At 60.6% G+C, this 23975-nt stretch carries 23 protein-coding genes; 18 read left to right on the top strand and 5 right to left on the bottom strand.

Annotated elements, in window-relative coordinates:
• Window positions 1-228: 228 nt before the first annotated feature.
• Window positions 229-1134 (top strand): hypothetical protein, encoded by a 906-nt coding sequence (locus JFT85_RS04465; RefSeq protein ID WP_053256471.1) that lies wholly within the window; start codon window positions 229-231, stop codon window positions 1132-1134.
• A 153-nt stretch (window positions 1135-1287) separates the two neighbouring features.
• Here the strand turns inward: JFT85_RS04465 and JFT85_RS04460 are convergent, their stop codons facing one another.
• Complete coding sequence (locus JFT85_RS04460) at window positions 1288-2517, bottom strand: multidrug effflux MFS transporter (protein ID WP_201229322.1); 1230 nt, start codon at window positions 2515-2517, stop codon at window positions 1288-1290.
• Between the two features lie 92 nt (window positions 2518-2609).
• Here JFT85_RS04460 and pdxR point away from each other — a divergent pair, with 92 nt between their 5' ends.
• A complete protein-coding gene (pdxR, locus tag JFT85_RS04455) occupies window positions 2610-4031 on the top strand; it encodes a MocR-like pyridoxine biosynthesis transcription factor PdxR (protein ID WP_053256469.1) in 1422 nt (473 codons plus the stop codon).
• A 114-nt stretch (window positions 4032-4145) separates the two neighbouring features.
• On the opposite strand, the gene JFT85_RS04450 is transcribed toward pdxR, so the two are convergent.
• Window positions 4146-5066 (bottom strand): MurR/RpiR family transcriptional regulator, encoded by a 921-nt coding sequence (locus JFT85_RS04450; protein WP_053256468.1) that lies wholly within the window; start codon window positions 5064-5066, stop codon window positions 4146-4148.
• Window positions 5067-5149: 83 nt separating this feature from the next.
• A complete protein-coding gene (locus JFT85_RS04445; protein WP_141125166.1) occupies window positions 5150-5353 on the bottom strand; it encodes a hypothetical protein in 204 nt (67 codons plus the stop codon).
• On the opposite strand from JFT85_RS04445, the gene JFT85_RS04440 reads away from it, so the two are divergent.
• The 14 genes from JFT85_RS04440 (at window position 5352) to JFT85_RS04380 (ending at window position 21008) form a co-directional block, all read left to right on the top strand.
• Complete coding sequence (locus tag JFT85_RS04440; RefSeq protein ID WP_073638507.1) at window positions 5352-7289, top strand: bifunctional 5-dehydro-2-deoxygluconokinase/5-dehydro-2-deoxyphosphogluconate aldolase; 1938 nt, start codon at window positions 5352-5354, stop codon at window positions 7287-7289. The two genes, JFT85_RS04445 and JFT85_RS04440, sit on opposite strands and share 2 nt — an antisense overlap.
• Window positions 7290-7373: 84 nt before the next feature.
• Window positions 7374-8264 carry a myo-inosose-2 dehydratase gene (iolE, locus tag JFT85_RS04435; protein ID WP_201229321.1) on the top strand — a complete coding sequence of 297 codons (891 nt, stop codon included), beginning with the start codon at window positions 7374-7376 and terminating at the stop codon, window positions 8262-8264.
• Entirely contained in the window at window positions 8264-9052 is a 789-nt protein-coding gene (iolB, locus tag JFT85_RS04430; RefSeq protein ID WP_053256465.1) for a 5-deoxy-glucuronate isomerase, read from the top strand. The genes iolE and iolB overlap by 1 nt, the downstream gene beginning before the upstream one ends.
• A gap of 25 nt (window positions 9053-9077) precedes the next feature.
• Window positions 9078-9899 (top strand): TIM barrel protein, encoded by an 822-nt coding sequence (locus JFT85_RS04425; RefSeq protein ID WP_069551409.1) that lies wholly within the window; start codon window positions 9078-9080, stop codon window positions 9897-9899.
• Window positions 9900-9956: 57 nt separating this feature from the next.
• A complete protein-coding gene (gene iolD, locus JFT85_RS04420; protein WP_069551410.1) occupies window positions 9957-11888 on the top strand; it encodes a 3D-(3,5/4)-trihydroxycyclohexane-1,2-dione acylhydrolase (decyclizing) in 1932 nt (643 codons plus the stop codon).
• A gap of 18 nt (window positions 11889-11906) precedes the next feature.
• The gene (locus JFT85_RS04415) at window positions 11907-12917 is read left to right on the top strand and encodes a Gfo/Idh/MocA family protein (RefSeq protein ID WP_053256462.1); all 1011 of its coding nucleotides are present in this window, start codon (window positions 11907-11909) and stop codon (window positions 12915-12917) included.
• A gap of 156 nt (window positions 12918-13073) precedes the next feature.
• Complete coding sequence (locus tag JFT85_RS04410) at window positions 13074-14102, top strand: Gfo/Idh/MocA family protein (protein WP_078828097.1); 1029 nt, start codon at window positions 13074-13076, stop codon at window positions 14100-14102.
• Between the two features lie 128 nt (window positions 14103-14230).
• Window positions 14231-14416 (top strand): hypothetical protein, encoded by a 186-nt coding sequence (locus JFT85_RS28405; RefSeq protein ID WP_078828098.1) that lies wholly within the window; start codon window positions 14231-14233, stop codon window positions 14414-14416.
• 48 nt (window positions 14417-14464) lie between these two features.
• Window positions 14465-15400: a sugar ABC transporter substrate-binding protein gene (locus tag JFT85_RS04405; RefSeq protein WP_201229320.1), complete on the top strand. Its 936-nt coding sequence runs from the start codon at window positions 14465-14467 to the stop codon at window positions 15398-15400.
• A 63-nt stretch (window positions 15401-15463) separates the two neighbouring features.
• The gene (locus JFT85_RS04400; protein ID WP_053256459.1) at window positions 15464-17017 is read left to right on the top strand and encodes a sugar ABC transporter ATP-binding protein; all 1554 of its coding nucleotides are present in this window, start codon (window positions 15464-15466) and stop codon (window positions 17015-17017) included.
• A 31-nt stretch (window positions 17018-17048) separates the two neighbouring features.
• Window positions 17049-18071: an ABC transporter permease gene (locus JFT85_RS04395; RefSeq protein ID WP_024076018.1), complete on the top strand. Its 1023-nt coding sequence runs from the start codon at window positions 17049-17051 to the stop codon at window positions 18069-18071.
• A 424-nt stretch (window positions 18072-18495) separates the two neighbouring features.
• Entirely contained in the window at window positions 18496-18900 is a 405-nt protein-coding gene (locus tag JFT85_RS04390; RefSeq protein WP_010564800.1) for a TraR/DksA family transcriptional regulator, read from the top strand.
• 149 nt (window positions 18901-19049) lie between these two features.
• Window positions 19050-20690 (top strand): methyl-accepting chemotaxis protein, encoded by a 1641-nt coding sequence (locus JFT85_RS04385; RefSeq protein ID WP_446739705.1) that lies wholly within the window; start codon window positions 19050-19052, stop codon window positions 20688-20690.
• A gap of 114 nt (window positions 20691-20804) precedes the next feature.
• Window positions 20805-21008, top strand: coding sequence for a hypothetical protein (locus JFT85_RS04380; RefSeq protein ID WP_053256457.1), 204 nt, complete (start codon window positions 20805-20807; stop codon window positions 21006-21008).
• Between the two features lie 6 nt (window positions 21009-21014).
• Here JFT85_RS04380 and JFT85_RS04375 read toward each other — a convergent pair whose 3' ends face one another.
• The gene (locus JFT85_RS04375; RefSeq protein ID WP_073638502.1) at window positions 21015-21251 is read right to left on the bottom strand and encodes a DUF2789 domain-containing protein; all 237 of its coding nucleotides are present in this window, start codon (window positions 21249-21251) and stop codon (window positions 21015-21017) included.
• 60 nt (window positions 21252-21311) lie between these two features.
• Complete coding sequence (locus JFT85_RS04370; protein ID WP_053256455.1) at window positions 21312-21542, bottom strand: hypothetical protein; 231 nt, start codon at window positions 21540-21542, stop codon at window positions 21312-21314.
• Between the two features lie 813 nt (window positions 21543-22355).
• Between JFT85_RS04370 and JFT85_RS04365 the strand changes: the two genes are divergently transcribed.
• Window positions 22356-22805, top strand: coding sequence for a hypothetical protein (locus tag JFT85_RS04365; RefSeq protein WP_053256453.1), 450 nt, complete (start codon window positions 22356-22358; stop codon window positions 22803-22805).
• Window positions 22806-22937: 132 nt separating this feature from the next.
• Window positions 22938-23954: an ABC transporter substrate-binding protein gene (locus tag JFT85_RS04360; RefSeq protein WP_053256452.1), complete on the top strand. Its 1017-nt coding sequence runs from the start codon at window positions 22938-22940 to the stop codon at window positions 23952-23954.
• Window positions 23955-23975: the final 21 nt, after the last annotated feature.

Genomic DNA, 23975 nt, shown 5'->3' with positions numbered 1-23975 from the left:
CGCCGCTAGCCGAGGCAAGCCAGCGGCGACGCGCATCGCGTTTGAGGCGAGATTGCATAACGCCCGCCCTCAACACGCATTTCTTGCAACTTGCATGGTTTAACGAAGTTCAATTTAGTTAACTTGTTGAAATATAAGGATTTTAATTTATGCGCCGGCTGGCACGCTGCCTGCACTGTCCCTTTTGAGACTTGTAACACTATTTTTCCTGCCGGGAGCAAAACAACAATGATCACATCCTCATCCACGCTGCAAGAGTCGAGTTCGCTCTCCGGGGTATCCTGGGGGGCGATTTTTGCCGGGGCCGCAGCGGCCGCTGCATTGTCCCTGATCCTGGTGCTGCTGGGCTTCGGCCTGGGCTTTTCGGCGGTGTCGCCGTGGGCCGACAGCGGTATCAGTGCCAAGGGGCTTGGCATTTCCACCATTATCTGGCTGGCCTTTACCCAGATCGTTGCCTCGGGCCTGGGCGGTTATATCGCCGGCCGGTTGCGCGTGAAGTGGGCCAATATGCACGGCGATGAAGTGTACTTTCGCGACACCGCCCATGGTTTCCTCGCTTGGGCGGTTGCGACGCTGGTCACTGCGGTGCTGGTAGTCGGTTCGGTGAGCAGCGTGGTCAGCGGTGGCGTGAAAGCCGGTGCCAGCGTAGCAGCGGGCGCCGCCAGCGGCATGAGCCAGGCAGCCGGCAGCGCCGCCAAAGGCGCCAACAGCGGCGACTTCGATTATTACGTCGACAGCCTGTTCCGCGATGACCGCCCAGCCGCCGTCAGCGACGACGCCGTACACGGCGTGGTAGCCCGCATCCTCACCCGCACACTGAGCAACGACGGCCAGTTGGCACCGGAAGACCGTGCCTACCTTGCCCAGTTGATCAGCCAGCGCACCAACCTCAGCCAGGCCGACGCCGAAGCGCGGATCGACAAGGTCTACGGCGAAGCCCGTAAAGCCATCGAAGACGCCAAGCTCAAGGCCAAGCAAGCGGCCGATACCGCGGCGAAAGTGGCTGCCTACACCTCGCTGTGGACCTTTATTGCCCTGTTGATCGGTGCGTTCTTCGCCAGCTTCGCCGCTACCTTCGGCGGTCGTCGTCGGGATGCCGTGGTGTATGTCGAAACCGAACACTTTGTCCGTTAATTCAAGGAGAACATCATGCGCTCATTACTTCTGTGGTTCCTCGGCGTGCCGATCCCGGTCATTATTCTGATCGCGATCTTCATGCACTAAACCTGAGCCTGGCTCGGTCCCCAGTGTGAGCGGGTTTGCTTGCGAAGGCGGTCTTTCAGCGATTCATGAGCTGACGGATGCAGCGCTTTCGTGAGCAAGCCCGCTTTCACGTTTGGGGGGGCGCAGTGTCAGCCAGCCGGTGACCAGCAATGCACTCGCGACCAGGGTCATGATCACCAGCGGTTGTGAAGTACCGTCCGACAGCAGCCCGGTCGCCCAACTGCTGACCGCCGTCAGGAACATCTGGGTGAAAAAGAACAACCCCGATGCCGTCCCGGCAATCGCGCCGTAAGGCTGCAGTACCGAGAGCTGGCAGGCGGGAATCACCATCCCCACCGACACCATGATCACCACCATCGGCAGCACAATGGCCAGCCAATCAGCCGGCAACAAGGCCGTAGCCGCCGCGAGCAGCAGGCTACCCAGCACGTTCAGGCCGATTGCAGCGCTGATCAACGCATCGGGTTCAAAGCGCAGCACCAGGCGTCGGAACAGGTTCGCCCCGAGCATATAGCCGCTGATCGTCGCGGCAAATACCAGCGCGTAGGCCGTGGTGGACAGGTGGAAGCCCCGTTGCAACAAGGCCGACGACTCGCTGATAAACGGGAAATAGGTGCTGTACACGCAGCCGATGGCCAGGGAATACCGCAGGAAGTAACGGTCGCGCAGAAGCTGGCCGTACAGGCGTAGCAGATTGCTTGGCGGCGCTGCAGCGACTTGCGGCGGACGGGTTTCCGGCAAGCGGCGATACACCACCAGGTACAGCCCCGCGCCGATGACGCCGAGCACCACAAACAGACCCCGCCAGTTGATAAACGGCAGCATCAGGCTGCCCAGCACCGGCGCGGCCATCGGCGAGATGGCCATGGCCATGGAAATCAGGCCCAGCAGGCGCGCCTGCTCATGGCGGTCGAAGTAATCACGCACGATCACCCGACCGATCACCGTGGTGCAGCAACCGCCCAGGGCCTGGAACAGGCGGGCGATGATCAGCACCTCAAGGCTGTTGGCCAGCGCGCAGGCAACGGTGGCGAGCACATACAGAAACAGCCCCACCAACAAAATCGGGCGACGCCCGAAGCGGTCCGTCAGCGGGCCGCTGACCAGCAAAGATATCGCCGAGCCCAAGGTGTACAGCGTGAGGGTCAGTTGCAGTTGGCTGTCGCTGCTGTGGAAGTAATCGGCCATGGCCGGCAAGGCCGGCAGGTGCATGTCCAGGGTGATGCGCGGCAGGCCGATCAGTACGGTCAGCAGCACCAGCCAGAACCAGGAGGAGAGCACGCGTTGAGTCATGGGAAGCGCCTTCGCCATTCATTGAACCCGAACTCTAGCGGCTTTGTGGTTTAATCCTCAGGGCCACTTATGCATAGAGTGATTGGACCACTATGAGCCGAGGAAAAGCCGCATCCGCCCTGGACCTGCCGCGCCCGGATACGTTGGACGCCGGTAAGCAGCAGGGCGCCTACGAGGCCTTGCGCACGGCGATCTTGACCCGCCAATTGCCGGCCGGCAGCCGCTTGCCGTCGACGCGCAGCCTGGCCGAACGCTGGCTGGTGTCGCGCGGCACGCTCGAAGCGGCGTTCGAGCGCCTGCACAGCGAGGGCTATGTGCAGCGCGTGGCGGGCTCCGGCACGCGGGTGAGCGCGGTGATCCCCGAGCAATTTATTGCGGCCCCGGCCCCCACCGAAAGCCCACGCCGTATGGCCGTGCCCGATCTGCCCGAGGCGGGGGTGCAAAGTCACGTGCCTTTCGTTGCACGGCGCCCGGATGCCGGCCTGTTCGATCTGAAAGCCTGGGCACGCTGCATCACCCGTGGGCTGCTGTCGGCAGGGCCGGGTGCGTTGGAAGCCGCCCACCCGGCCGGGTTACCGGCCTTGCGCGCGCACATTGCCGATTACTTGCGCAGCTATCGCGGCATGCACTGCGAGGCCGATGAGGTGATCGTCACCACCGGTATTCGCCATGGCCTCGACCTGATTGCGCGCACGTTGCTTAAACCGGGCGACACGGCGTGTGTCGAAGACCCCGGCTATAAACCGGCGCGCCGCCTGTTCAGGCTGGCAGGCGCGCAGGTGGTGCCGATCCCGCTCACGGCTGAAGGCCTCGACACCGGCCAGCTACCCGGCACTGCGCGCTTGGCGTATGTCACGCCTGCACACCAGGCGCCGCTGGGCATGACCCTGTCGGTCTCGCACCGCCTGGCGCTGTTGGACTGGGCCGCGCGCGCGGATGCCTGGGTGGTCGAAGACGATTACGACAGCGAATACAACTACAACAGTGCACCCCTGGCGGCGCTCAAATCCCTGGATGGCGGCGATCGGGTGATTTACTGCGGCAGCTTCAACAAGAACCTGTTCCCCGGCTTGCGCGTGGGTTTCATGGTCGTGCCCACCACGCTACGACCCGCATTGCTGCGCACCTTGCAACTAAGTGGCCAGTCAGTGGGCGTTACGGATCAATTGGGCTTGGTGGAGTTTCTGGGCAGCGGGGCCTTTGTGCGCCACTTGCGCGCCTCGCGCCAGGCGTATCAGGCCCGCCGCGACGCGTTGCTGGCCTGCCTCCCGCATGGCTGCACGGTCAGCGGTCAGCAGGCCGGGTTGCACTTTGTGCTGTGGTTGCCGGCCGGCGCCGATGAGGCGGATTTCTGCGCGCGTGCCGCCGCTGTGGGGTTGACCTTGCAACCGTTGGGCACGTTTTGCGTCGAGGCGAACTTGCCGCCGGCGGTGATCATCGGCTACACCGCGTTGACCCTCGCGCAGATCCGTTTTCACGGGCGCGTGCTGAGCACATTGCTACTCGCGACGTGACGCGCGTTTGGCCAGGCTCGCGCCCAACGCCATCGCCATTGACTGACCCGCCGCCATCGCGGCAGGGGTATCGCGGGCAAGCTGCTCGCGCATTAGGTCTGCGGTGACATCAGGTCAGTCGTCGAAGCCGACCTGCTCGTGAATCTCATCCACCTTCAATTCCAACCGGTACGCCACGGCAATAAACAACGCCTGGCACAGGCACAAGGTGGCGCTCAACGAACGGAAGGCAAATGACGACCCTTCATTCACCAACAGCACCGCGTTCGCCCGCTTGGCCAGGGGCGAGAGGTTGCTGTCGGTGATGATCAGGGTCTTGGCCTGGTGGTGTTGGGCAATGCGCAGGCAGTGCTGGGTCTCTTTGCCGTAGGGCGTAAAGCTGATGGCAATCACCAGGTCATTGGCGCGCACGCTGCGCATCTGTTCGCGGTAGCTGCCGCCCAGGCCTGAAATCAGGTGAATGCGCTTGTTGGTGTGTTGCAGGTTGTAGACCAGATAATCGGCCACTGCAAAGGAGCGGCGCACACCGACCACGTAGATATTGTCGGCATTGACCACCAGGTCGACGGCTTTCTCAAACGCCACATCATCCAGTTCCAACCCCAGGCGCTCGATGCCGGACAGGGTGGCATTCACACATTCGCGCGCCAGGTCGCCGCCGCTGGCCTTCTGCGATTTGTTCGCGATCATGCTGCGAATGCGCTGCTGGTAGTTCTGCACCGGCGTGGTCTTGTGGGTGTAGGCCTCGCGAAACAGCGCCTGCATCTCACTGAAGCCACTGAAGCCGAAACGCTGGGAAAACCGCACGATGGCCGACGGGTGTACTTCACATTCGCGGGCGATGTCGCTGATGCGGTCAACCATGATCCGGTCGCTTTGCTGGCTCATGTAGCTGGCGATGCGTTTGAGCTGGCGCGGCAGGCTTTCGTATTCGTCGGTGATCAGCTGCAACAGGCGCTCGGCATTGATCGGGGGGCTGGCGAGAGGGTCTTGCGAAGGAGTCTCGGGCGTGGCCGGCTGATCGGTGCGGGACATGGGTAATCCTTTTGGCTTGTTCTTCTGATGCGCTGATGGGTGCGCGCAAGTCTACAGGGTAGGCGCAAAAAAATACCCCGGCATCACGGCCCCTGCGCGCCGCTGAAACGCTGCAGGAGGGCTGGCATGCCATTATGCTGGCTTATTGGAAAAAATATTCCACTAAAAATAATTATGGAATAAATATTGATTGAGGCCGCTGAACGTTCTAGTCTGCTTGCACCAAGAGCGTGTGCCGTCACCACGGCGGCACCACGCAGGCTGATAAAAATAACAGGAGCCAGCATGGGCCAGACTCGTTTTGCCAGTGGGCGTCAATTGGATCTGATTTGCCTCGGGCGCCTGGGCGTCGACCTCTACGCACAGCAAGTGGGTGCGCGGCTTGAGGACGTGTCCAGCTTCGCCAAGTACCTCGGCGGGTCGTCCGCCAATATCGCTTTCGGCACCGCGCGGCTGGGGCTCAAGTCGGCGATGCTGAGCCGGGTAGGGGACGACCATATGGGCCGCTTCCTGGTGGAATCCCTGGCCCGTGAGGGCTGCGATGTCAGCGGCATCAAGGTCGACGCGGAGCGCCTGACCGCTTTGGTGCTGCTGGGCCTCAAGGACCGCGAAACGTTCCCCTTGGTGTTCTACCGCGAAAACTGCGCCGACATGGCATTGCGCGCTGAGGACATCAGCGAAGCCTTTATTGCCTCCAGCAAAGCCTTGTTGATCACCGGCACACATTTCTCCACCGATGGCGTGTACAAGGCCAGCATCCAGGCCCTGGACTATGCCGCCAAACATAACGTCAAGCGCGTGTTGGATATCGACTACCGCCCCGTGCTGTGGGGCCTGGCGGGCAAGGCGGATGGTGAAACGCGGTTTGTTGCCGACCAGAATGTCAGCCAGCATGTGCAGCAAATCCTGCCGCGTTTCGACCTGATCGTCGGCACCGAAGAAGAGTTTTTGATTGCCGGCGGCAGTGAAGATTTGCTCACCGCGTTGCGCACCGTACGGGAGCTGACCCCGGCGACCCTGGTGGTCAAGCTCGGCCCGCAAGGTTGCACGGTGATCCACGGCGCGGTACCCGCGCGGCTGGAGGATGGCGCGATTTACCCGGGCGTGCGGGTGGAAGTGCTGAATGTGCTTGGGGCCGGCGATGCGTTCATGTCGGGCTTCCTCAGCGGTTGGATAAACGACGCCAGTGATGAACGCTGCAGCCAGTTGGCCAACGCTTGCGGCGGTCTCGTCGTGTCCCGCCACGCTTGCGCACCGGCCATGCCAACGCCTGCCGAACTGGATTACCTGTTCAATAGCCCGGTGCCCATTACCCGCCCAGACCAGGACGTCACCCTGCAGCGCCTGCACCGGGTCACGGTGCCGCGTAAAGCCTGGAAGCAGCTGTTCGTCTTTGCGTTTGACCACCGCTGGCAATTGGTGGACCTGGCGCAAAAAGGCGGCCAGGACCTGACACGTATCAGCGACATCAAGCAGCTGTTTATCCAGGCCATTGAACGCGTGGAATACAAGCTGCGTGAGCAAGGTGTCGAGGCGGATGTGGGCCTGCTGGCCGATCAGCGCTTCGGGCAGGACGCGCTCAATGCCGCCAGTGGTCGCGGCTGGTGGATCGCCCGCCCGGTGGAAGTGCAGAACTCGCGGCCCCTGGCGTTTGAGCACGGTCGTTCGGTAGGCAGCAATCTGATCGCCTGGCCGCAGGAGCAGATCATCAAGTGCCTGGTGCAATTCCACCCCGACGACGAACCGATGCTGCGCCTGGAACAGGAAGCGCAACTCAAGGCGGTGTATGAAGCTTCGCTGGTCAGCGGCCATGAGCTGTTGCTGGAAGTCATCCCGCCCAAAGACCACCCGTCGAGCTATCCGGACGTGCTGTATCGCAGCCTCAAACGCTTGTACAACCTGGGTATTTACCCGGCGTGGTGGAAGATCGAGGCGCAATCGGCGGCTGACTGGAAACAGCTCGACGAACTGATCCAGGAGCGCGACCCGTACTGCCGTGGCGTGGTGCTGCTGGGCCTCAACGCGTCGGCTGAATGCCTCGCCGATGGCTTCCAGCAAGCCAGCCAAAGCACCACGTGCCGTGGGTTTGCGGTGGGCCGCACGATCTTCCAGGAACCCAGCCGCGCGTGGATGGCGGGGGAAATTAACGATGAGACGCTGATTGAGCGAGTGCAGCAAACCTTCGAACAGCTCATCAACGCCTGGCGCAGTGCACGGGGCTAAATACAGCGCTTGAAGTGGCATGCAATCAACCACACCAAGCAAACCTCACCAGGCTTAAGTCAGATAAAAACAATAGGTGCAGCCATGCCCGCAATCCGAATTGGCATTAACCCGATCTCCTGGAGCAACGACGATCTCCCGGCCCTGGGCGGCGAAACGCCCCTGAGCACTGCGCTGAGCGAAGGCAAGGAAATCGGCTACGAAGGTTTTGAACTCAACGGCAAATTCCCCAAGGACGCCAAAGGGGTTGGCGATGTGTTGCGCCCCTATGACCTGGCGCTGGTCTCCGGCTGGTACTCCAGCCGCTTGGCGCGGCGCTCGGTCGCCGAGGAAATCGAGGCCATCGCCGGTCACGTCGAATTGCTGAAACAGAACGGCGCCACTGTGTTGGTCTACGGCGAAGTGGCTGACTCTATCCAGGGCTCGAAAGTGCGCCTGATCGAACGCCCGCGTTTGCACAGCGAACAGGCCTGGCAGGACTATGCCGACAAACTCACCGAATTGGCGCGCTTCACCCTGTCCCAGGGTGTGCGCCTGGCTTACCACCACCATATGGGCGCCTACGTCGAGTCGCCGGAGGACATTGACCAATTGATGAGCCGAACCGGCCCGGAAGTCGGCCTGCTGTTCGACTCGGGTCACTGCTACATGGGCGGTGGCGAGCCGATCGAGGTGTTGCGCAAACACATCGATCGCGTCTGCCACGTGCATTTCAAGGACGTGCGCAAACCGGTGGTGCAACTGGCGCGCAATCAGATGTGGAGCTTTCCGGACTGCATCGTCAACGGCACCTTCACGGTGCCCGGCGATGGCGATATCGACTTTGCCGAGCTGCTTGATGTATTGCTGGCCGCGCAGTACCCGGGCTGGCTGGTGGTTGAGGCTGAGCAGGACCCGGCCGTGGCGCCCAGCTATATCTATGCGAAGAAGGGTTATGACACGTTGCGCGCGCTTCTCAACCAGAGGACTGAGTGATGAGCTTGTTGGTCAAAAGCAGCAAACGCGGGCAAACCATGGTCGCGTTGGAAGCGGGGCGCCTGGAGTACGTGGGCTTTGCCGCCTACCGCCTGAGCCTCGGTGAAACCTTGCCGGTCAGCGCCGGCGATAAAGAGGTGTGCCTGGTGCTGCTCAGCGGCCGGGTGAATATCGAAGGCGAGGGCTTCAACTGGCAGAACCTCGGCGATCGTCAGTCGGTGTTTGAAGACAAGTCACCCTTCGCCGCCTACCTGCCACCGGGCACCGAGGCGCAGATTACCGCCTTGAGCGACGTGCAGATTGCGGTGTGCGCCGCGCCCGGTGCGCAGGGCTTTGAACCGCGCCTGATCCGTCCTGAACAGTGCAAGCGCAGCGTGCGCGGCAAAGGCGCCAACACCCGTTATGTGTGCGACATCCTGCCCGACAGCGAGCCCGCCCATTCGCTGTTGGTGGTGGAAGTGCGCACACCCTCCGGCCACTCGTCGAGCTACCCGCCACACAAGCACGACACCGATGACCTGCCGCACCAGAGTTTTCTCGAAGAAACCTACTACCACCAGATCAACCCGCCGCAAGGCTTCGTGTTCCAGCGGGTGTACACCGACGACCGCAGTATCGACCAGGCCATGGCCGTGGAAAACAGCGACTTGGTGGTGGTGCCCAAGGGGTATCACCCGGTCAGCGTGCCGTATGGCTACGAGTCGTACTACCTGAACGTGATGGCGGGTCCCAAGCGCGCCTGGCATTTCCATAACGACCCACAGCACAGCTGGCTGCTGGACCTCTAATCGGTTAGGACGGAGAACAATAACAATGCAGTCGTCTCTACGTTTTGCCCTTAATCGTATGGTTGCGCCCGACCTTTCCCTGCCGGATTTCATCCAGTTGGCCGTGGCCCTCAAATGCGATGCCATCGAGATTCGCAACGACCTCAAGGGGCACGCAATCGAGTTCGGCACCCCGGCGAGCCGCGTGCGCGAACTGTGCGCAGAGCAGGGCATTACGGTGCTGTCGATCAACGCGCTGTACCCGTTCGATGTGTGGAACGATGAGCGTCGCGCCCAGGCGATCGCCCTCGCCACCTATGCCCGCGAATGCGGTGCGCAAGGCCTGGTGATGTGCCCGCTGAATGAGCGCGGCGATGCGCGCAGCGAAGCCCAGCGTGCCGCCGGTTTGCGCACGGCGTTGAGCGAGCTGGCGCCGATCCTGCGTGAATACGCGATTCAGGGGTTTATCGAGCCCCTGGGGTTCGAGGAATGTGCCCTGCGACGCAAGCGCGTGGCGGTGGAGGCGATCAAGGCGATGGGTGGGCTGGATGTGTTCCGCCTGGTGCACGACACCTTTCACCATCACTTGGCCCGCGAGCATGAGTTCTTCCCGGAACTGACCGGGCTGGTGCATATCTCCGGCGTCGAGGATGCAGACGCGCCCCTGAATTCGATTCGCGACGGCCACCGCGTGCTGGTCGGCGAGGGCGATATCCTCGGCAATGCCGCGCAGATCGACACCTTGCTCAGTACCGGGTACGGCGGCTATCTGTCGTTCGAGCCGTTTGCTGAAAGCGTGCATGGGCTGGCAGATATTCGGCAGGCGTTGGGCGCGAGCATCGCCCATCTGCAAAACGCCCGGCCCTGACGCTCCCCCCTGAGATCACTGTTGATCGACAGATTTGCATTCATACAAGGTGCGAACATGACCACAACACGATTGACCATGGCCCAGGCCCTGGTGAAGTTTCTGGATAACCAATACGTCGAAGTCGATGGCGTGCAGAGCAAGTTTGTCGCCGGTGTATTCACCATTTTCGGTCACGGCAACGTGCTCGGTCTGGGCCAGGCCCTGGAGCAGGACAGCGGCGACCTGGTGGTGCATCAGGGCCGCAACGAGCAGGGCATGGCCCACGCCGCCATCGGTTTTGCCAAGCAGCACCTGCGCCGCAAGATCTACGCGTGCACCGCATCGGTCGGCCCGGGTGCGGCCAATATGCTCACCGCTGCGGCGACCGCCACGGCCAACCGAATCCCGTTGCTGTTGCTGCCGGGCGATGTGTATGCCAGCCGTCAGCCTGACCCGGTGTTGCAGCAAATCGAGCAATTCCACGACCTGAGCATCAGCACCAACGATGCGTTCCGTTCGGTGAGCAAATATTGGGACCGCATCAACCGTCCCGAACAGTTGATGAGCGCCGCGATCCACGCCATGCGTGTGCTCACCGACCCCGCCGAAACCGGCGCGGTGACCTTGGCGCTGCCTCAGGATGTGCAGGCCGAGGCCTGGGACTACCCGGACTATTTCCTGCAAAAACGCGTGCACCGTATCGAGCGTCGCCCAGCCACCCACGCGATGATCGCTGACGCCCTGGCCGCCTTCCGCGGCAAGCGCAAGCCGCTGATCATCTGCGGCGGTGGGGTGAAGTACGCCGGGGCAAATGCTGCGTTGCAAGCCTTTGCCGAACGCTTTGCGATTCCTTTTGCTGAAACCCAGGCGGGCAAGAGTGCGGTGGTGTCCAGCCACCCGCTGAACGTCGGCGGCATCGGTGAAACCGGCTGCCTGGCGGCTAACCTGCTGGCGCCCGAGGCCGATCTGATTATCGGCATCGGCACGCGTTATACCGACTTCACGACCTCCTCCAAATCGCTGTTCAAGCACCCCGAGGTGACGTTTCTCAACCTCAATATCAGCCCCTGCGATGCCGTGAAGCTTGACGGCGTGCAAGTGCTGGCGGACGCGAAGGTGGGCCTTGAGGCACTGGCCGACGCCTTGGGCGACTACCGCGCCGGTTGGGGCGAGCAGGTCTGCGACGCCAAGGCGCAGCTGGAAGCGGAAGTGGACCGCGTGCATCACGTGGAATACAGCGGTGATGATTTTGTTCCGCAGGTTGATGACCACCTGGATCGCGCGGTGCTGCGCGAATTCATCGAACTGACCGGCTCGTGCCTGACCCAGAGCCGTGTACTGGGTGTGCTCAATGACACCCTGGCCGATGACGCCATCATCGTCGCCGCCGCCGGCAGCCTGCCTGGCGATTTGCAGCGCAGCTGGCGCAGTAAAGGCGTCAACACCTACCACGTCGAATATGGCTATTCATGCATGGGCTACGAGATCAACGCCGCCCTCGGCGTGAAGCTGGCTGAGCCGTCCAAAGAGGTGTACGCGCTGGTCGGCGATGGCTCTTACATGATGCTGCACTCGGAGCTGGCCACCTCGATTCAGGAGCGGCGCAAGATCAACGTGGTGCTGCTGGACAACATGGCGTTCGGCTGCATCAACAACCTGCAGATCGGCAACGGCATGGACAGCTTCGGCACTGAATTTCGCTTCCGCAACCCCGAGAGCGGCAAGCTCGACGGCGGCCTGGTGCCGGTGGATTTCGCCATGAGCGCGGCGGCGTATGGCTGCAAGACTTATAAGGTCAGCACCGTGGAACAGCTTGAGTCGGCGCTGGCCGATGCGCGCACACAAACGGTATCGACGTTGATTGATATCAAGGTACTGCCCAAGACCATGATCCACGGCTACCTGTCCTGGTGGCGGGTGGGTGTGGCCCAGGTGTCCACCAGCGAACGCACGAATGCGGCGGCGAAAAAACTCAATGAACAGCTGGCCAAGGCCCGGCAGTACTAATAACAAGAGGAGTTTGGTATGTCTTTGAAGCTAGGTGTAATCGGTACGGGCGCCATCGGCCGTGACCACATTCGTCGTTGCAGCCAGACCTTGCTTAACAGCCAGGTGGTTGCGGTGACCGACATCAACCTTGAGCAAGCTGCCAAGGTCGTGGCCGATTTGAAGCTGGACGCCGAGGTGTACGCCGACGGCCATGCGCTGATCAATTCGCCGCAAGTCGACGCCATTCTGGTCACCTCCTGGGGCCCGAGCCACGAGGCATTCGTGCTGGCCGCCATCGCCGCCGGCAAGCCGGTGTTCTGCGAAAAGCCCCTGGCCGTGACGGCCGAAGGCTGCCGCAAGATCGTTGATGCGGAAGTCGCCTACGGCAAGCGCCTGGTGCAAGTGGGCTTTATGCGCCCGTATGACGAAGGCTATCGCGCCCTCAAGGCTGTGATCGACAGCGGCCAGATCGGCGAGCCGTTGATGCTGCATTGCGCGCACCGCAACCCGACGGTGGGCGAGAACTACAAGACCGACATGGCCATCACCGACACGTTGATCCACGAGCTGGATGTGTTGCGCTGGTTGCTCAACGACGACTACGTGTCGGTGCAGGTGGTGTTCCCGCGCAAGACCAGCAAGGCCCTGGCCCACCTGCGCGACCCGCAGATTGTTCTGCTGGAAACCGCCAAGGGCACGCGCATTGACGTGGAAGTGTTTGTGAACTGCCAGTACGGCTACGACATCCAGTGCGAAGTGGTGGGGGAGACCGGTATCGCCAAGCTGCCGGAACCGTCCCAGGTGCAGTTGCGCAGTGGCGCGAAGCTGTCGAATGCGATCCTGATGGATTGGAAAGACCGCTTTATCGGCGCCTACGACGTCGAGTTGCAGGCCTTCATCGACAGCGTGCGCGCCGGGCACGTCGGCGGGCCGTCGGCGTGGGATGGGTTTGCGGCGGCAGTGGCGGCGGACGCGTGTATCGAAGCGCAGAGCAGCGAGCAGATCATCAAGGTCAGCTTGCCACCGCGCCCACCTTTCTACGGCTGAGCCCCACTCCACTGAACGCACTCGGTCGGTGTGGCAGCTGGCTTGTCGGCGATGACGGCGGCACATTCAACATTGATGCCGCCTGATACACCGCTGTCGCAGGCAAGCCAGCTGCCACATTCAGATCGGGTTTCCACTTCATGAAGGAGCGCATATATGCGAATCGGACTTGTCGGCTACGGCCACGGCGGCCGGTATTTTCACGCACCGTTGATCGCAACCCTGCCCGGCGTAACCTTTGTGGGCGTAGTGACACGCTCCCCCGAGCGTCGCCTACAGCTGGCGAGCGACCATCCAGGCCTCAAGGCCTTCGACTCCATTGGCCAGATCGTTGAGGCCGGTGTCGATGCGCTGGTGATATCCACCACGCTGAAAGGTCGCCCGGCCCTGGTGCTGGAGGCCATCGAACACGGGGTTGCGGTGGTCAGCGACAAGCCCTTCGCCGCCAATGCCGAACAGGCTCAGGCCCTGATCACGGCCGCCGAACGCCAGGGCGTGTTGCTCAGCGTCTACCAGAACCGGCGGTGGGATTCGGATTTCCTGACCCTGCGCAAATTGATCGACGCCGGCGCCCTGGGCGCCGTTACGCGCTTTGAGTCGCGCGTCGAACGTTACAGCCCGGACGCGGTGGGCAATGCCAGCGGCGGCGGTTGGTTGCGCGACCTGGGCAGCCATCTGGTGGACCAGGCGCTGCAATTGTTCGGCCCGGTGGACCGGGTGTTCGCGCAACTGCAATTCAGCCCGCAACATCCGAGCCTCGATCACGGCTTTTTCGTTTCCCTGACGCACGCCAATGGGGTGATTTCTCACCTGTGGGGCAGTGCGCTGCAAAACAGCCAGGCCCCGCGGTTTCGCGTCAGTGGCACCTTGGGGTGTTACACCGTGGAGGGGCTGGACGGTCAGGAAGCCGCGCTGATGGCGGGCAAGTCGCCGAAAACCGAAGGCGAGCACTGGGGGGCTGAAGAGCATCGGCGTTGGGGCTGGTTTGAACAGGGTGAGGAGCGTGAACGGGTGCCGTCGGAGAAAGGCTGCTGGACGCAGTTCTATCGCCAGCTGCAAAGTGCTGTGCAAGGCCTGGGACCGCTGCCGGTCGATGCCAATGATGCATTGGAAACCACCCGTATATTGGACGCCGCGCGCCTTAGCAACGAGCGCCAGCAGGTGGTTTCAACAAAAATAGAATAAAATTCTAAAACAGGTTGATATGGAAATTATTTTCCAATAAAGTCTTTTCCAGGTTGCATAAAGTACGTCTCGGACTCGATTCGAGCGACTCTACAAAAACAAGATCAAAAACAACCAGGTACCGTCAGATGAAAATCTTCAACGCTGTACTGCGAGTTTTACGCCCTGCTCAAGCGCCCCGCGGTCTGCCCCGCGCGCGGCCAGTTTATTTCTCCTTCCTTAATGTGCTGTGCGTCGAAAACAACGGCGCGCTGGTGTGCTGCATTCCGGGCGCACCGGTGGTTCAACTGCCGTCTTCGCCAGCCACGCGCTGATAAACGCAACGTCCACAAAACCAACAAGAAATTGGAGACAGACCGTTCATGAAGACCCCGATCCGATTCACCGCACTGGCCTTGTCCATGCTGCTTGCCAGCGGTTTTGCCGCGGCCGCCGATATCAAGGTGGGCGTGACCATGTCCGCTTTCGATGACACGTTCCTGACCTACCTGCGCGAAGACATGGACAAGCAAGCCAAGTCGTATCCCAAAGGTGACGGTGTACAGCTGCAGTTCGAAGACGCTCGGGCCGATGTGGTCAAGCAACTGAGCCAGGTCGAGAACTTTATCAGCCAGAAAGTCGACGCGATTATCGTCAACCCGGTCGATACCGCCTCGACCAAGAACATTATCAGTGCCGCCACCAAGGCGGGCATTCCGCTGGTCTTCGTCAACCGTCGCCCTGACCAAAAAGACTTGCCCAAGGATGTCGTTGCGGTGACGTCCGATGACGTCGAGGCCGGTCGCCTGCAAATGCAGTACATCGCCGAAAAGCTCGGCGGCAAGGGCAAGATCGTCATCCTGCTGGGTGACCTGGCGAACAACTCCACCACCAACCGTACCAAAGGCGTGAAGGAAGTCCTCGCCAAATACCCCGGCATTACCATCGAGCAAGAGCAGACCGGCATCTGGCTGCGGGACAAGGGCATGACCCTGGTCAACGACTGGCTGACCCAGGGTCGCGCATTCAATGCGGTTCTGGCCAACAACGACGAGATGGCCATTGGCGCGTCCATGGCCCTCAAGTCGGCGGGTACCAAGCCTGGCAGCGTCTTGATTGCCGGGGTGGATGGCACGCCGGACGGTTTGAACGCCATTACCAAGGGTGACATGGCCGCGTCGGCCTTCCAGGACGCCAAGGGCCAGGCGGTCGGTTCGGTGGAAGCGGCGCGCAAGATGGCCAAGAAGGAGCCGGTCGAGCAGAACGTAATCATCCCGTTCAAGCTGATCACGCCGGATAACGTCAAAGACTTCAAGTAGCCCTTCATAACAACAATAAGCAAGCAGGGCGGCCACGGTCGCTCTGCTGATGGAGTACCCGATATGCTTGCTCAAGCCACCGCCTCGCAGCCTCCCGGCATCCAGCCCGTGCTGCAGGAAGAACCCTACCTGCTGGAAATCGTCAACATCAGCAAAGGCTTTCCCGGTGTCGTGGCCCTGGCCGATGTGCAATTGCGGGTACGCCCCGGTTCCGTGCTGGCGCTGATGGGCGAGAACGGTGCGGGCAAATCGACGCTGATGAAAATCATCGCCGGTATCTACCAGCCCGACGCAGGGGAAATTCGTCTGCGTGGCAAGCCGATTGTGTTCGAAACGCCGCTGGCGGCGCAGAAGGCCGGGATCGCGATGATCCACCAGGAACTCAACCTGATGCCGCACATGAGCATCGCCGAAAATATCTGGATCGGTCGCGAGCAGCTCAACAGCCTGCACATGGTCAACCACCGTGAAATGCACCGTTGCACTGCCGAATTGCTGGCACGCTTGCGTATCAACCTGGACCCCGAAGAGCACGTCGGTAACCTCAGCATCGCCGAGCGGCAGATGGTCGAAATCGCCAAGGCGGTGTCCTACGACTCCGACATTCTGATCATGGATGAACCGACGTCAGCCATTACCGAGAAGGAAGTGGCCCACCTGTTTTCGATCATTGCCGACCTCAAGTCCCAAGGCAAAGGCATCGTCTATATCACGCATAAAATGAACGAAGTGTTCGCCATTGCCGATGAAGTCGCGGTGTTTCGCGACGGCCATTACATCGGCTTGCAGCGCGCCGACAGCATGAACAGCGACAGCCTGATCTCGATGATGGTCGGCCGTGAACTGAGTCAACTGTTCCCGGTGCGCGAGACGCCCATTGGCGAATTGCTGCTGTCGGTGCGCGACCTGCGCCTGGACGGTGTGTTCAAGGACGTGTCATTCGATCTGCATGCCGGTGAAATCCTCGGCATCGCCGGGTTGATGGGCTCGGGCCGCACCAATGTGGCGGAAACGATCTTCGGCATCACCCCAAGTTCTGGCGGGCAGATCACCCTCGATGGCAAGCCGGTGCGCATCAGCGACCCGCACATGGCCATCGAGAAGGGGTTTGCGTTGTTGACCGAAGACCGCAAGCTCAGCGGCCTGTTCCCGTGCCTGTCGGTCCTGGAAAACATGGAGATGGCCGTGTTGCCGCTTTACTCGGGCAACGGCTTTATCCAGCAGAAGGCGTTGCGCGCCTTGTGCGAAGACATGTGCAAGAAGCTGCGGGTGAAAACCCCATCCCTTGAGCAGTGCATTGACACGTTGTCCGGCGGCAACCAGCAAAAAGCCCTGCTGGCGCGTTGGCTGATGACCAACCCACGGTTGTTGATTCTCGATGAGCCGACCCGAGGCATCGATGTGGGCGCCAAGGCCGAGATCTATCGCTTGATTTCCTTCCTCGCCAGCGAAGGCATGGCGGTGATCATGATTTCCTCCGAGCTGCCGGAAGTGCTGGGCATGAGCGACCGGGTGATGGTGATGCACGAAGGCGAACTGATGGGCACCCTCGACCGCGCGGATGCAACCCAGGAAAAAGTCATGCAGTTGGCTTCCGGTATGACCGTAGTCCACTGACGAACAGCACAGAATAAGAAGGTGATTGGCTATGAACGCAATAACAGACAACAAGCCTGCCACGGCACCGGTCAAGCACCGTCGGCGTTTACCCACCGAGCTGAGCATCTTCCTGGTGCTGATCGGCATCGGCCTGGTGTTTGAACTGTTCGGCTGGATCGTGCGTGACCAGAGCTTCCTGATGAACTCCCAGCGGCTGGTGCTGATGATCCTGCAAGTGTCGATCATCGGGCTGCTGGCGATTGGTGTGACCCAAGTGATCATCACCACCGGTATCGACCTGTCCTCCGGCTCGGTGTTGGCGTTATCGGCGATGATCGCCGCCAGCTTGGCGCAAACCTCGGACTTTTCCCGCGCGGTGTTCCCCAGCCTGACCGACTTGCCGGTGTGGATTCCGGTGGCGATGGGCCTGGGGGTAGGGCTGCTGGCGGGGGCGATCAACGGCAGTATCATCGCCGTAACCGGGATCCCGCCGTTTATTGCCACCCTGGGCATGATGGTCTCGGCGCGGGGCCTGGCGCGTTACTACACCGAAGGCCAACCGGTGAGCATGCTTTCGGATTCCTACACGGCGATTGGTCATGGTGCGATGCCGGTGATCATCTTCCTGGTGGTGGCGGTGATCTTCCATATCGCCCTGCGCTACACCAAGTACGGCAAGTACACCTACGCCATCGGCGGCAACATGCAGGCGGCGCGCACCTCGGGGATCAACGTCAAGCGCCATCTGATCATCGTCTACAGCATTGCCGGGCTGTTGGCGGGCCTGGCCGGGGTTGTCGCGTCGGCGCGTGCCGCTACCGGCCAGGCCGGCATGGGCATGTCCTATGAACTGGACGCGATCGCCGCAGCGGTCATCGGTGGCACCAGCCTGGCAGGCGGGGTAGGGCGCATCACCGGCACCGTGATCGGCGCGTTGATCCTCGGGGTGATGGCCAGCGGGTTTACCTTTGTCGGGGTGGACGCGTACATCCAGGACATCATCAAGGGCCTGATCATCGTGGTGGCGGTGGTGATCGACCAGTATCGCAACAAGCGCAAGCTTAAGCGCTAACGCAGATTTACAACTGGCAGAGCAGCAACGTGTGGGAGCGGGCTTGCTCGCGAAAGCGCTGTATCAGTGCCCGATGCGCGGCCTGACACTCAGTATTCGCGAGCAGGCCCGCTCCCACAGTTGGATCTGCGCCTATGAGTTCTAACCGTTTGTCTTCTATATAGCTCCACAAGACTGAATTTCTTGCTATAAACGCACTCCGATGACCATTCGCCAAGCCCGTCCTGGTGCCTTTGGGGGTTAATTGGGAAAAAATGCCTGTCTTTTCAGTTGCTGAGCCCTCAAGTCGGCCTTAGACTGCCGCCCCTCGTAAATTGAGTGCCGGGTGGCGCTTGAAATGGATGGCGCCTTTCCGAGACCTGCACAGGCCTTCCGGGAAGTTCCCTTATTCGCCTTAATGCACGTATTTTTTATAGAGAAATCAATGACAAAGGAAAAGTTGCTGGCCATGCCGGCGGATGACTACATGAATGCCGAACAGCACGCTTTTTTCGAGCAGTTGCTGCAAGACATGAAGGTGGAACACCACGAGCGCATTGAGCAGAACCGCATCGCCATCGAAAGCCTGGACACCCCGGCTGACCCGGCTGACGCCGCTTCCGTGGAAGAAGAGCGCACCTGGCTGGTGAATGCCATCGACCGCGACCAGCGTATGCTGCCGCAGCTTGAGCGCGCGCTGGAACGCATCAAGGAAGACTCTTTTGGCTGGTGCGACGACAGCGGCGAGCCTATCGGCCTCAAGCGCCTGCTGATCAGCCCGACCACCAAATACTGCATCGAAGCGCAAGAGCGCCACGAGCAGATCGACAAGCACCAGCGTCAAGCCTGATACGCTGAAGGCTGCTGTGCTGAACGTGGACACCGTGCATGCGGTGTCCAGAAATACCGTCGACACCCCTGTCTATTGATCTACTGCAGGAACTCCACTAAAGGCCCATGGATAATGGCCCAATACTGGCGTCTAATGCGTGAACAATAATGACAAGCAGCGGGGTAACGACGATGGCTGGAGACGGATCTCTGATGGGCGCAGCAGTGCCACCGCACACGGTGGCGCGCGTGCTGCCCGGCTGGCCGACGCAGCTTGTGCAGAGCGCCGCCCTGGTCCTGGTATTGCTGGGCCTGGCGTTTGCCGGTTTGCCGCTGTACCTCTGCGTGCCACTGGCCTTGCTGGTCATCTGGCTGCCTGCGCTTAAACCCCGTGCGCCCCGCGTGGAGCTTTCCCAGGCCGCCGACACGGTGGGCGAACTGACCCGCGATCTTTCCTATACCACCAGCCATAACGCGCTTTCCGCGGCCGGCGTGGCCTATTCGGTCAAGCAACTGGCGGCGCGGGTGCAGTCGCAGCTGAGCGCCGCCAAGCAGATTGTCAGCAATGCCGAAGTGATGATCGGCACCGAACAGGTCACTTCCCAGCTCAGCCGCCAAGCCCTCAGCGCGGCCAGCCAGGCGCATCAGTGCAGCACGCAAGGGCGTGAAGTGCTGGCGCAGTCGATCACCCGCATGCGCCAGCTCAGCCAGCGCGCGAATGCCAGCCGTGAACTGATCGAAGCCTTGAGCCAGCGCAGTGAGGAAATCCAGCGCGTGACCCTGGTGATCCAATCCATCGCCAGCCAGACCAACTTGCTCGCATTGAATGCGGCGATTGAAGCGGCACGTGCGGGTGAGCACGGCCGCGGCTTTGCCGTGGTCGCCGATGAAGTGCGTGGCCTCGCCGGACGCACCGCCACGGCCACCGACGAGGTCGGGGTGATGGTTGCGGATATCCAACAACGCACGACTCAAGTGGTTGAGCAGATTCGCCAACTGTCGGCGGACCTGCACATCGGCGTCGAGCAGGTGGAGCACGCCGGCGAGCAATTGGAAAACATCGCCAGCCTGGCGGCGGATGTGGAAGGGCAAGTCCATGAAATTGCGCAGGGCACCGACACCAACCGTACGCAACTCGACAGCCTGTTCCACGCCGTGGAGCAGATGCGCAGCGACTTGACGGTGAGCGACGAGCAAACCCGGCAGCTGGCTGATGTCGCCGTGCAAATGGAAGGGCAGGCGGAAACCATCAGCGAACGCCTGGCTGAGGTCGGCCTGGATGACTATCACCAGCGCATCTACGACCTGGCCCGTGAAGGGGCCACGCACATTGCCGAACAGTTCGAGGCTGATCTGCTGCAAAACCGTATCAGCCTGGAGGATTTGTTTGACCGCAGCTACACGCCGATCCCGAATACCCGCCCAAGCAAATACCACACGCGTTTTGATGGTTACACCGACCAAGTCTTACCGGCGATCCAGGAGGCGTTGCTGCCGCGCCATGAAGGGCTGGTGTTCGCCATTGCCTGCACACCTCAGGGCTATGTGCCGACGCACAATAAGGCGTTCTCTCACCCTCTCACTGGTGATGATCAGGTCGATGCGCTACAGAACCGCACCAAACGCAAATTCGACGACCGCACTGGCATTCGTTGCGGCAGCCATCAACAAGCGGTGTTGTTACAGACCTATACCCGTGATACCGGCGAATTGATGCACGACTTGTCAGTGCCGATTATGGTCAGGGGCAGGCATTGGGGTGGTTTGCGCCTGGGCTATAAACCGGAGGGTGCTAAAGCCGCGCGTTAGGATTGTTGCTGTTTATGCAATGGAGCTATTCCGCAGATAGCTTTTTCCAACTGGAATAAAACCGTAGCATGGCCAACATTGTTAGGCAGCTAACTAATGTGGCGGAGAGGCTCCATGCAAAACAAGGTTGATGTCGCCGTGATGATCGGCAGTGGCGTACCACAAGCCCTGCGTGCGCTGGGTCAGAAAGCCTGTTGGGTGGTGTTGCTCAATGGCGAGCAACGCGGCACCGCGTTCGCCAGTCGTGATGAAGCCGAGGAGTGCAGGGCTGCCTGGGAGGCGCTGATGCGCCTGGAACAGTCAGACAGCCTGCATTGACGGAGCTTAGTGCGGTTGATGCAGACGCTGGTTCAGTTCATCCACCGGGATGGCCCATTCGGCGTCTTCGCGCAATTCTTCCTTGAGAAACGCCGCCTGTTGCGGCGTCCAGAAAGGGGCATCGATCAGCTTGACGTCTTCTTCCAGCGTGTGTGCGCCGATGAATGCGTCGATGGCTTCGGGGCTTGAATCCAGGCCGAGTTGTTCAAACAGGGTTTCAAGGGTTGGGATTGGCGCGTCCATGATCATTCTCCATGCAAGGTGATGGTCGTTGTGCATGTGAGGCTCTGGGCGCGGCAGAGTTCAGGAATTAAGTGCCCCCGAGTCCACGGCGGTTTTCAGCGCCCTGGCGGCATCCTTTGCCGCAATGGCGGCGGCGTCGACAGTCTTGAACCAACGATCTTTTTCTACCTGATGCGTGGTGACCGTGGTCAGCGGTGGTTTGGCCCGCATGATGATCACCGCTTGAAACTCACCGTCTACTTCCCTCGCATCGCCATGGATGAAAAATTCGCCAATATCAAATTCCGTCACGTATAGCCTTCCCTTCTAGGTAACTGCACTGATGAAACCTGACCCGCTGGGGGCAAACTTCAATGGACGGGGCAGTATGGCAGTTGTTGACGGGCGACGGCGCAGTAAAGTCATCCAGACGACGAAACGAACCCGCCGTAAGTGGCGTGCAGGCTGGCTTCGAGTTGTTTGGCCAACTCGCAGGCCTGAGCGTGCGTGCTGCGAAAACCTCTGATCCTGCCGCTGGTCACTTCCAGAATATGAAAGAAACTGCGCCCGGCCGGTACAACTTGGTAAAGAACGGCATTGGGGTACCCGTTGGGGTAATCTAGGCAGTAGTATTGGCGCTCGTCGTGACGTGATGAACGAGTGCGGGACGGCGTAGCGTCGTGGGGGCGTGATTGCATGGCCAGCTCCTGTCGATCAATCTTGTTGACTCACCAGCAGCGTTTCGGGTGGTTTTAACCCGTGTTGCTGTTTTAGTATTGTCGTCGGCAGCCGATGCTTGGTTCCAAACCAGGTATTTTGTTATGTGTAGGTTGTCGGAAATTGCGTTTTTAACTGGGTTATTCTCTGAAGCTGATCGGCCCGTGTTCTCGGGCCGTTGAATCTGTGATTGTCTGTTGCGCCAGATGACCTTGCATAAGGTTCATCGCGCACGCCTGTACTAGTCTCATGACGTAGCAGCAGGTTCTCTTCAGTATTTTAACGAATGTGTGATCGTGGCTACGCGCACTTTTTTGTGGCGGCGGATCGTTTTTTTGTGCTGCCCGCTTTGGCGGTCGGCGTTCTTTTTGATGTGGGGGCGTTTCCTTGGCAGTCAGTAATCTGGATATGCACGCGTTATTCGTGCTGGGTGATTTGCGCGCAAAGTTGGTCAAGCAGTTTCAATCCCGTTTCGTTTACATCACTGAACAGACACCGGAAGGCATCTACATCGCCGAGATCGATACCGAAACGGCGTTGGTCGTGGATGACAAGCCGCGCCTGGAGCTCAAGGTGGGTGACCATTTCCGCGCGGCCGTGCTGCCGAGTCGTGAAGGTGGCAAGTTCGAGTTGAAGTTCCGCGACATCAAGTTGACGGTGTATGGCCTGGGCGATTACGCCTTCGTGTCTTCCACTGAAGGGCAGGGCATCGTATTCAAGGAAGGCCACAGCGTGATGCTGGTGTTTGCCGCCAATGAGCAACTGCAGGAAGGCCTGACCAAAACCCTCAAGGCCGTGACCGGTAAGGCCGCCAAGTGGCGCAAGGGCGAACTGGTGACCTTCAAGGCCAGCGAATAGTCGCCAGACACCGCGTGTATTTTTGCTCTCCCGGAACCTCTACTACAGTTGAGTTGACTTAACTATTCAGAGGCTTCGCGCATCCGCAGCAAAGCCTTCCGCGATGGCTGTGAAAATGCGAGGTGCAAAGGCATGAAAGGATTGAGATCGCTGTTGGCGGCGTCGCTGACGACCCTGGGGTTGTCGGTGGCCTCACTGCCGATATCGGCCGCACAGGCACCGGTGCATTTCGCCGACCTGAACTGGGAAAGCGGCAGCCTCATCACCGAGGTGCTGCGGTTTATCGTCGAGAAGGGCTATGACCTGCCCACCGACACCTTGCCCGGCACCACCATCACCCTGGAAACCGCCTTGGCGAAAAATGACATCCAGGTGATTGGCGAAGAGTGGGCCGGCCGCAGTCCGGTCTGGATCAAGGCGGAAGCCGAAGGCAAAGTGGTTGGCTTGGGCGATACGGTCAAGGGTGCCACCGAGGGGTGGTGGGTGCCGGAGTACGTGGTCAAGGGCGACCCCGCCAAAGGCCTGAAGCCGTTGGCGCCGGACCTCAAGACCGTGCAGGACCTGGCGCGTTACAAGGACGTGTTCAAGGACCCCGAGGCCCCTGGCAAAGGGCGCTTTCTGAACAGCCCGATCGGCTGGACGTCGGAAGTGGTGAACGCACAGAAACTCAAGGCTTACGGCCTGAACGACAGCTACGTGAACTTCCGCAGCGGCTCCGGTGCGGCACTCGATGCCGAGATTGCGTCGTCGATCCGTCGAGGCAAACCGGTATTGTTCTACTACTGGTCACCGACGCCCTTGATGGGGCGTTACAAATTGATCCAGTTGCAAGAGCCGCCGTTTGACGCCGATGCCTGGAAGACCCTCACCGACGCGGATAACCCCAATCCGAGGCCGACTCGGTCGCTGGCGTCCAAGTTGAGTATTGGTGTATCGACGCCGTTCCAAAAAGACCACCCGCAGATTGCCGAGTTTTTTACCAAGGTTCAGTTCCCGATCGAGCCACTGAATAAATCGCTGGCATCGATGAGTGAGAACCACACGCCGCCACGGGATGTGGCTCAGGCATTTCTAAAAGAGCACCCTGAGGTGTGGAAGGCCTGGTTGACGGAAGACGTGGCGCAGAAAGTGCAGGCGAGCCTGAAGTAATCGACGGTCGTTGTTTGGAAT

Origin of the sequence: Pseudomonas sp. TH04, from assembly GCF_016651355.1 — a bacterium.
GTDB classification, from domain to species: domain Bacteria; phylum Pseudomonadota; class Gammaproteobacteria; order Pseudomonadales; family Pseudomonadaceae; genus Aquipseudomonas; species Aquipseudomonas fluorescens.
The sequence above is the reverse complement of the archived record's forward strand: the minus strand, read 5'-3'. Positions and strand labels throughout refer to the sequence as shown.

Coding starts and splice junctions, on each gene's coding strand:
- JFT85_RS04450 (WP_053256468.1), bottom strand. CDS start 5,066: ATGTCCCGCACCGATCAGCCGGCCACGCCCGAGACTCCTTCGCAAGAC.
- pdxR (WP_053256469.1), top strand. CDS start 2,610: ATGAGCCGAGGAAAAGCCGCATCCGCCCTGGACCTGCCGCGCCCGGAT.
- iolB (WP_053256465.1), top strand. CDS start 8,264: ATGAGCTTGTTGGTCAAAAGCAGCAAACGCGGGCAAACCATGGTCGCG.
- JFT85_RS04445 (WP_141125166.1), bottom strand. CDS start 5,353: ATGCTGGCTCCTGTTATTTTTATCAGCCTGCGTGGTGCCGCCGTGGTG.
- JFT85_RS04440 (WP_073638507.1), top strand. CDS start 5,352: ATGGGCCAGACTCGTTTTGCCAGTGGGCGTCAATTGGATCTGATTTGC.
- JFT85_RS04400 (WP_053256459.1), top strand. CDS start 15,464: ATGCTTGCTCAAGCCACCGCCTCGCAGCCTCCCGGCATCCAGCCCGTG.
- JFT85_RS04380 (WP_053256457.1), top strand. CDS start 20,805: ATGCAAAACAAGGTTGATGTCGCCGTGATGATCGGCAGTGGCGTACCA.
- JFT85_RS04425 (WP_069551409.1), top strand. CDS start 9,078: ATGCAGTCGTCTCTACGTTTTGCCCTTAATCGTATGGTTGCGCCCGAC.
- JFT85_RS04410 (WP_078828097.1), top strand. CDS start 13,074: ATGCGAATCGGACTTGTCGGCTACGGCCACGGCGGCCGGTATTTTCAC.
- JFT85_RS04395 (WP_024076018.1), top strand. CDS start 17,049: ATGAACGCAATAACAGACAACAAGCCTGCCACGGCACCGGTCAAGCAC.
- JFT85_RS28405 (WP_078828098.1), top strand. CDS start 14,231: ATGAAAATCTTCAACGCTGTACTGCGAGTTTTACGCCCTGCTCAAGCG.
- JFT85_RS04405 (WP_201229320.1), top strand. CDS start 14,465: ATGAAGACCCCGATCCGATTCACCGCACTGGCCTTGTCCATGCTGCTT.
- JFT85_RS04460 (WP_201229322.1), bottom strand. CDS start 2,517: ATGACTCAACGCGTGCTCTCCTCCTGGTTCTGGCTGGTGCTGCTGACC.
- JFT85_RS04360 (WP_053256452.1), top strand. CDS start 22,938: ATGAAAGGATTGAGATCGCTGTTGGCGGCGTCGCTGACGACCCTGGGG.
- JFT85_RS04390 (WP_010564800.1), top strand. CDS start 18,496: ATGACAAAGGAAAAGTTGCTGGCCATGCCGGCGGATGACTACATGAAT.
- iolE (WP_201229321.1), top strand. CDS start 7,374: ATGCCCGCAATCCGAATTGGCATTAACCCGATCTCCTGGAGCAACGAC.
- JFT85_RS04375 (WP_073638502.1), bottom strand. CDS start 21,251: ATGGACGCGCCAATCCCAACCCTTGAAACCCTGTTTGAACAACTCGGC.
- JFT85_RS04365 (WP_053256453.1), top strand. CDS start 22,356: ATGCACGCGTTATTCGTGCTGGGTGATTTGCGCGCAAAGTTGGTCAAG.
- JFT85_RS04385 (WP_446739705.1), top strand. CDS start 19,050: ATGACAAGCAGCGGGGTAACGACGATGGCTGGAGACGGATCTCTGATG.
- JFT85_RS04465 (WP_053256471.1), top strand. CDS start 229: ATGATCACATCCTCATCCACGCTGCAAGAGTCGAGTTCGCTCTCCGGG.
- iolD (WP_069551410.1), top strand. CDS start 9,957: ATGACCACAACACGATTGACCATGGCCCAGGCCCTGGTGAAGTTTCTG.
- JFT85_RS04415 (WP_053256462.1), top strand. CDS start 11,907: ATGTCTTTGAAGCTAGGTGTAATCGGTACGGGCGCCATCGGCCGTGAC.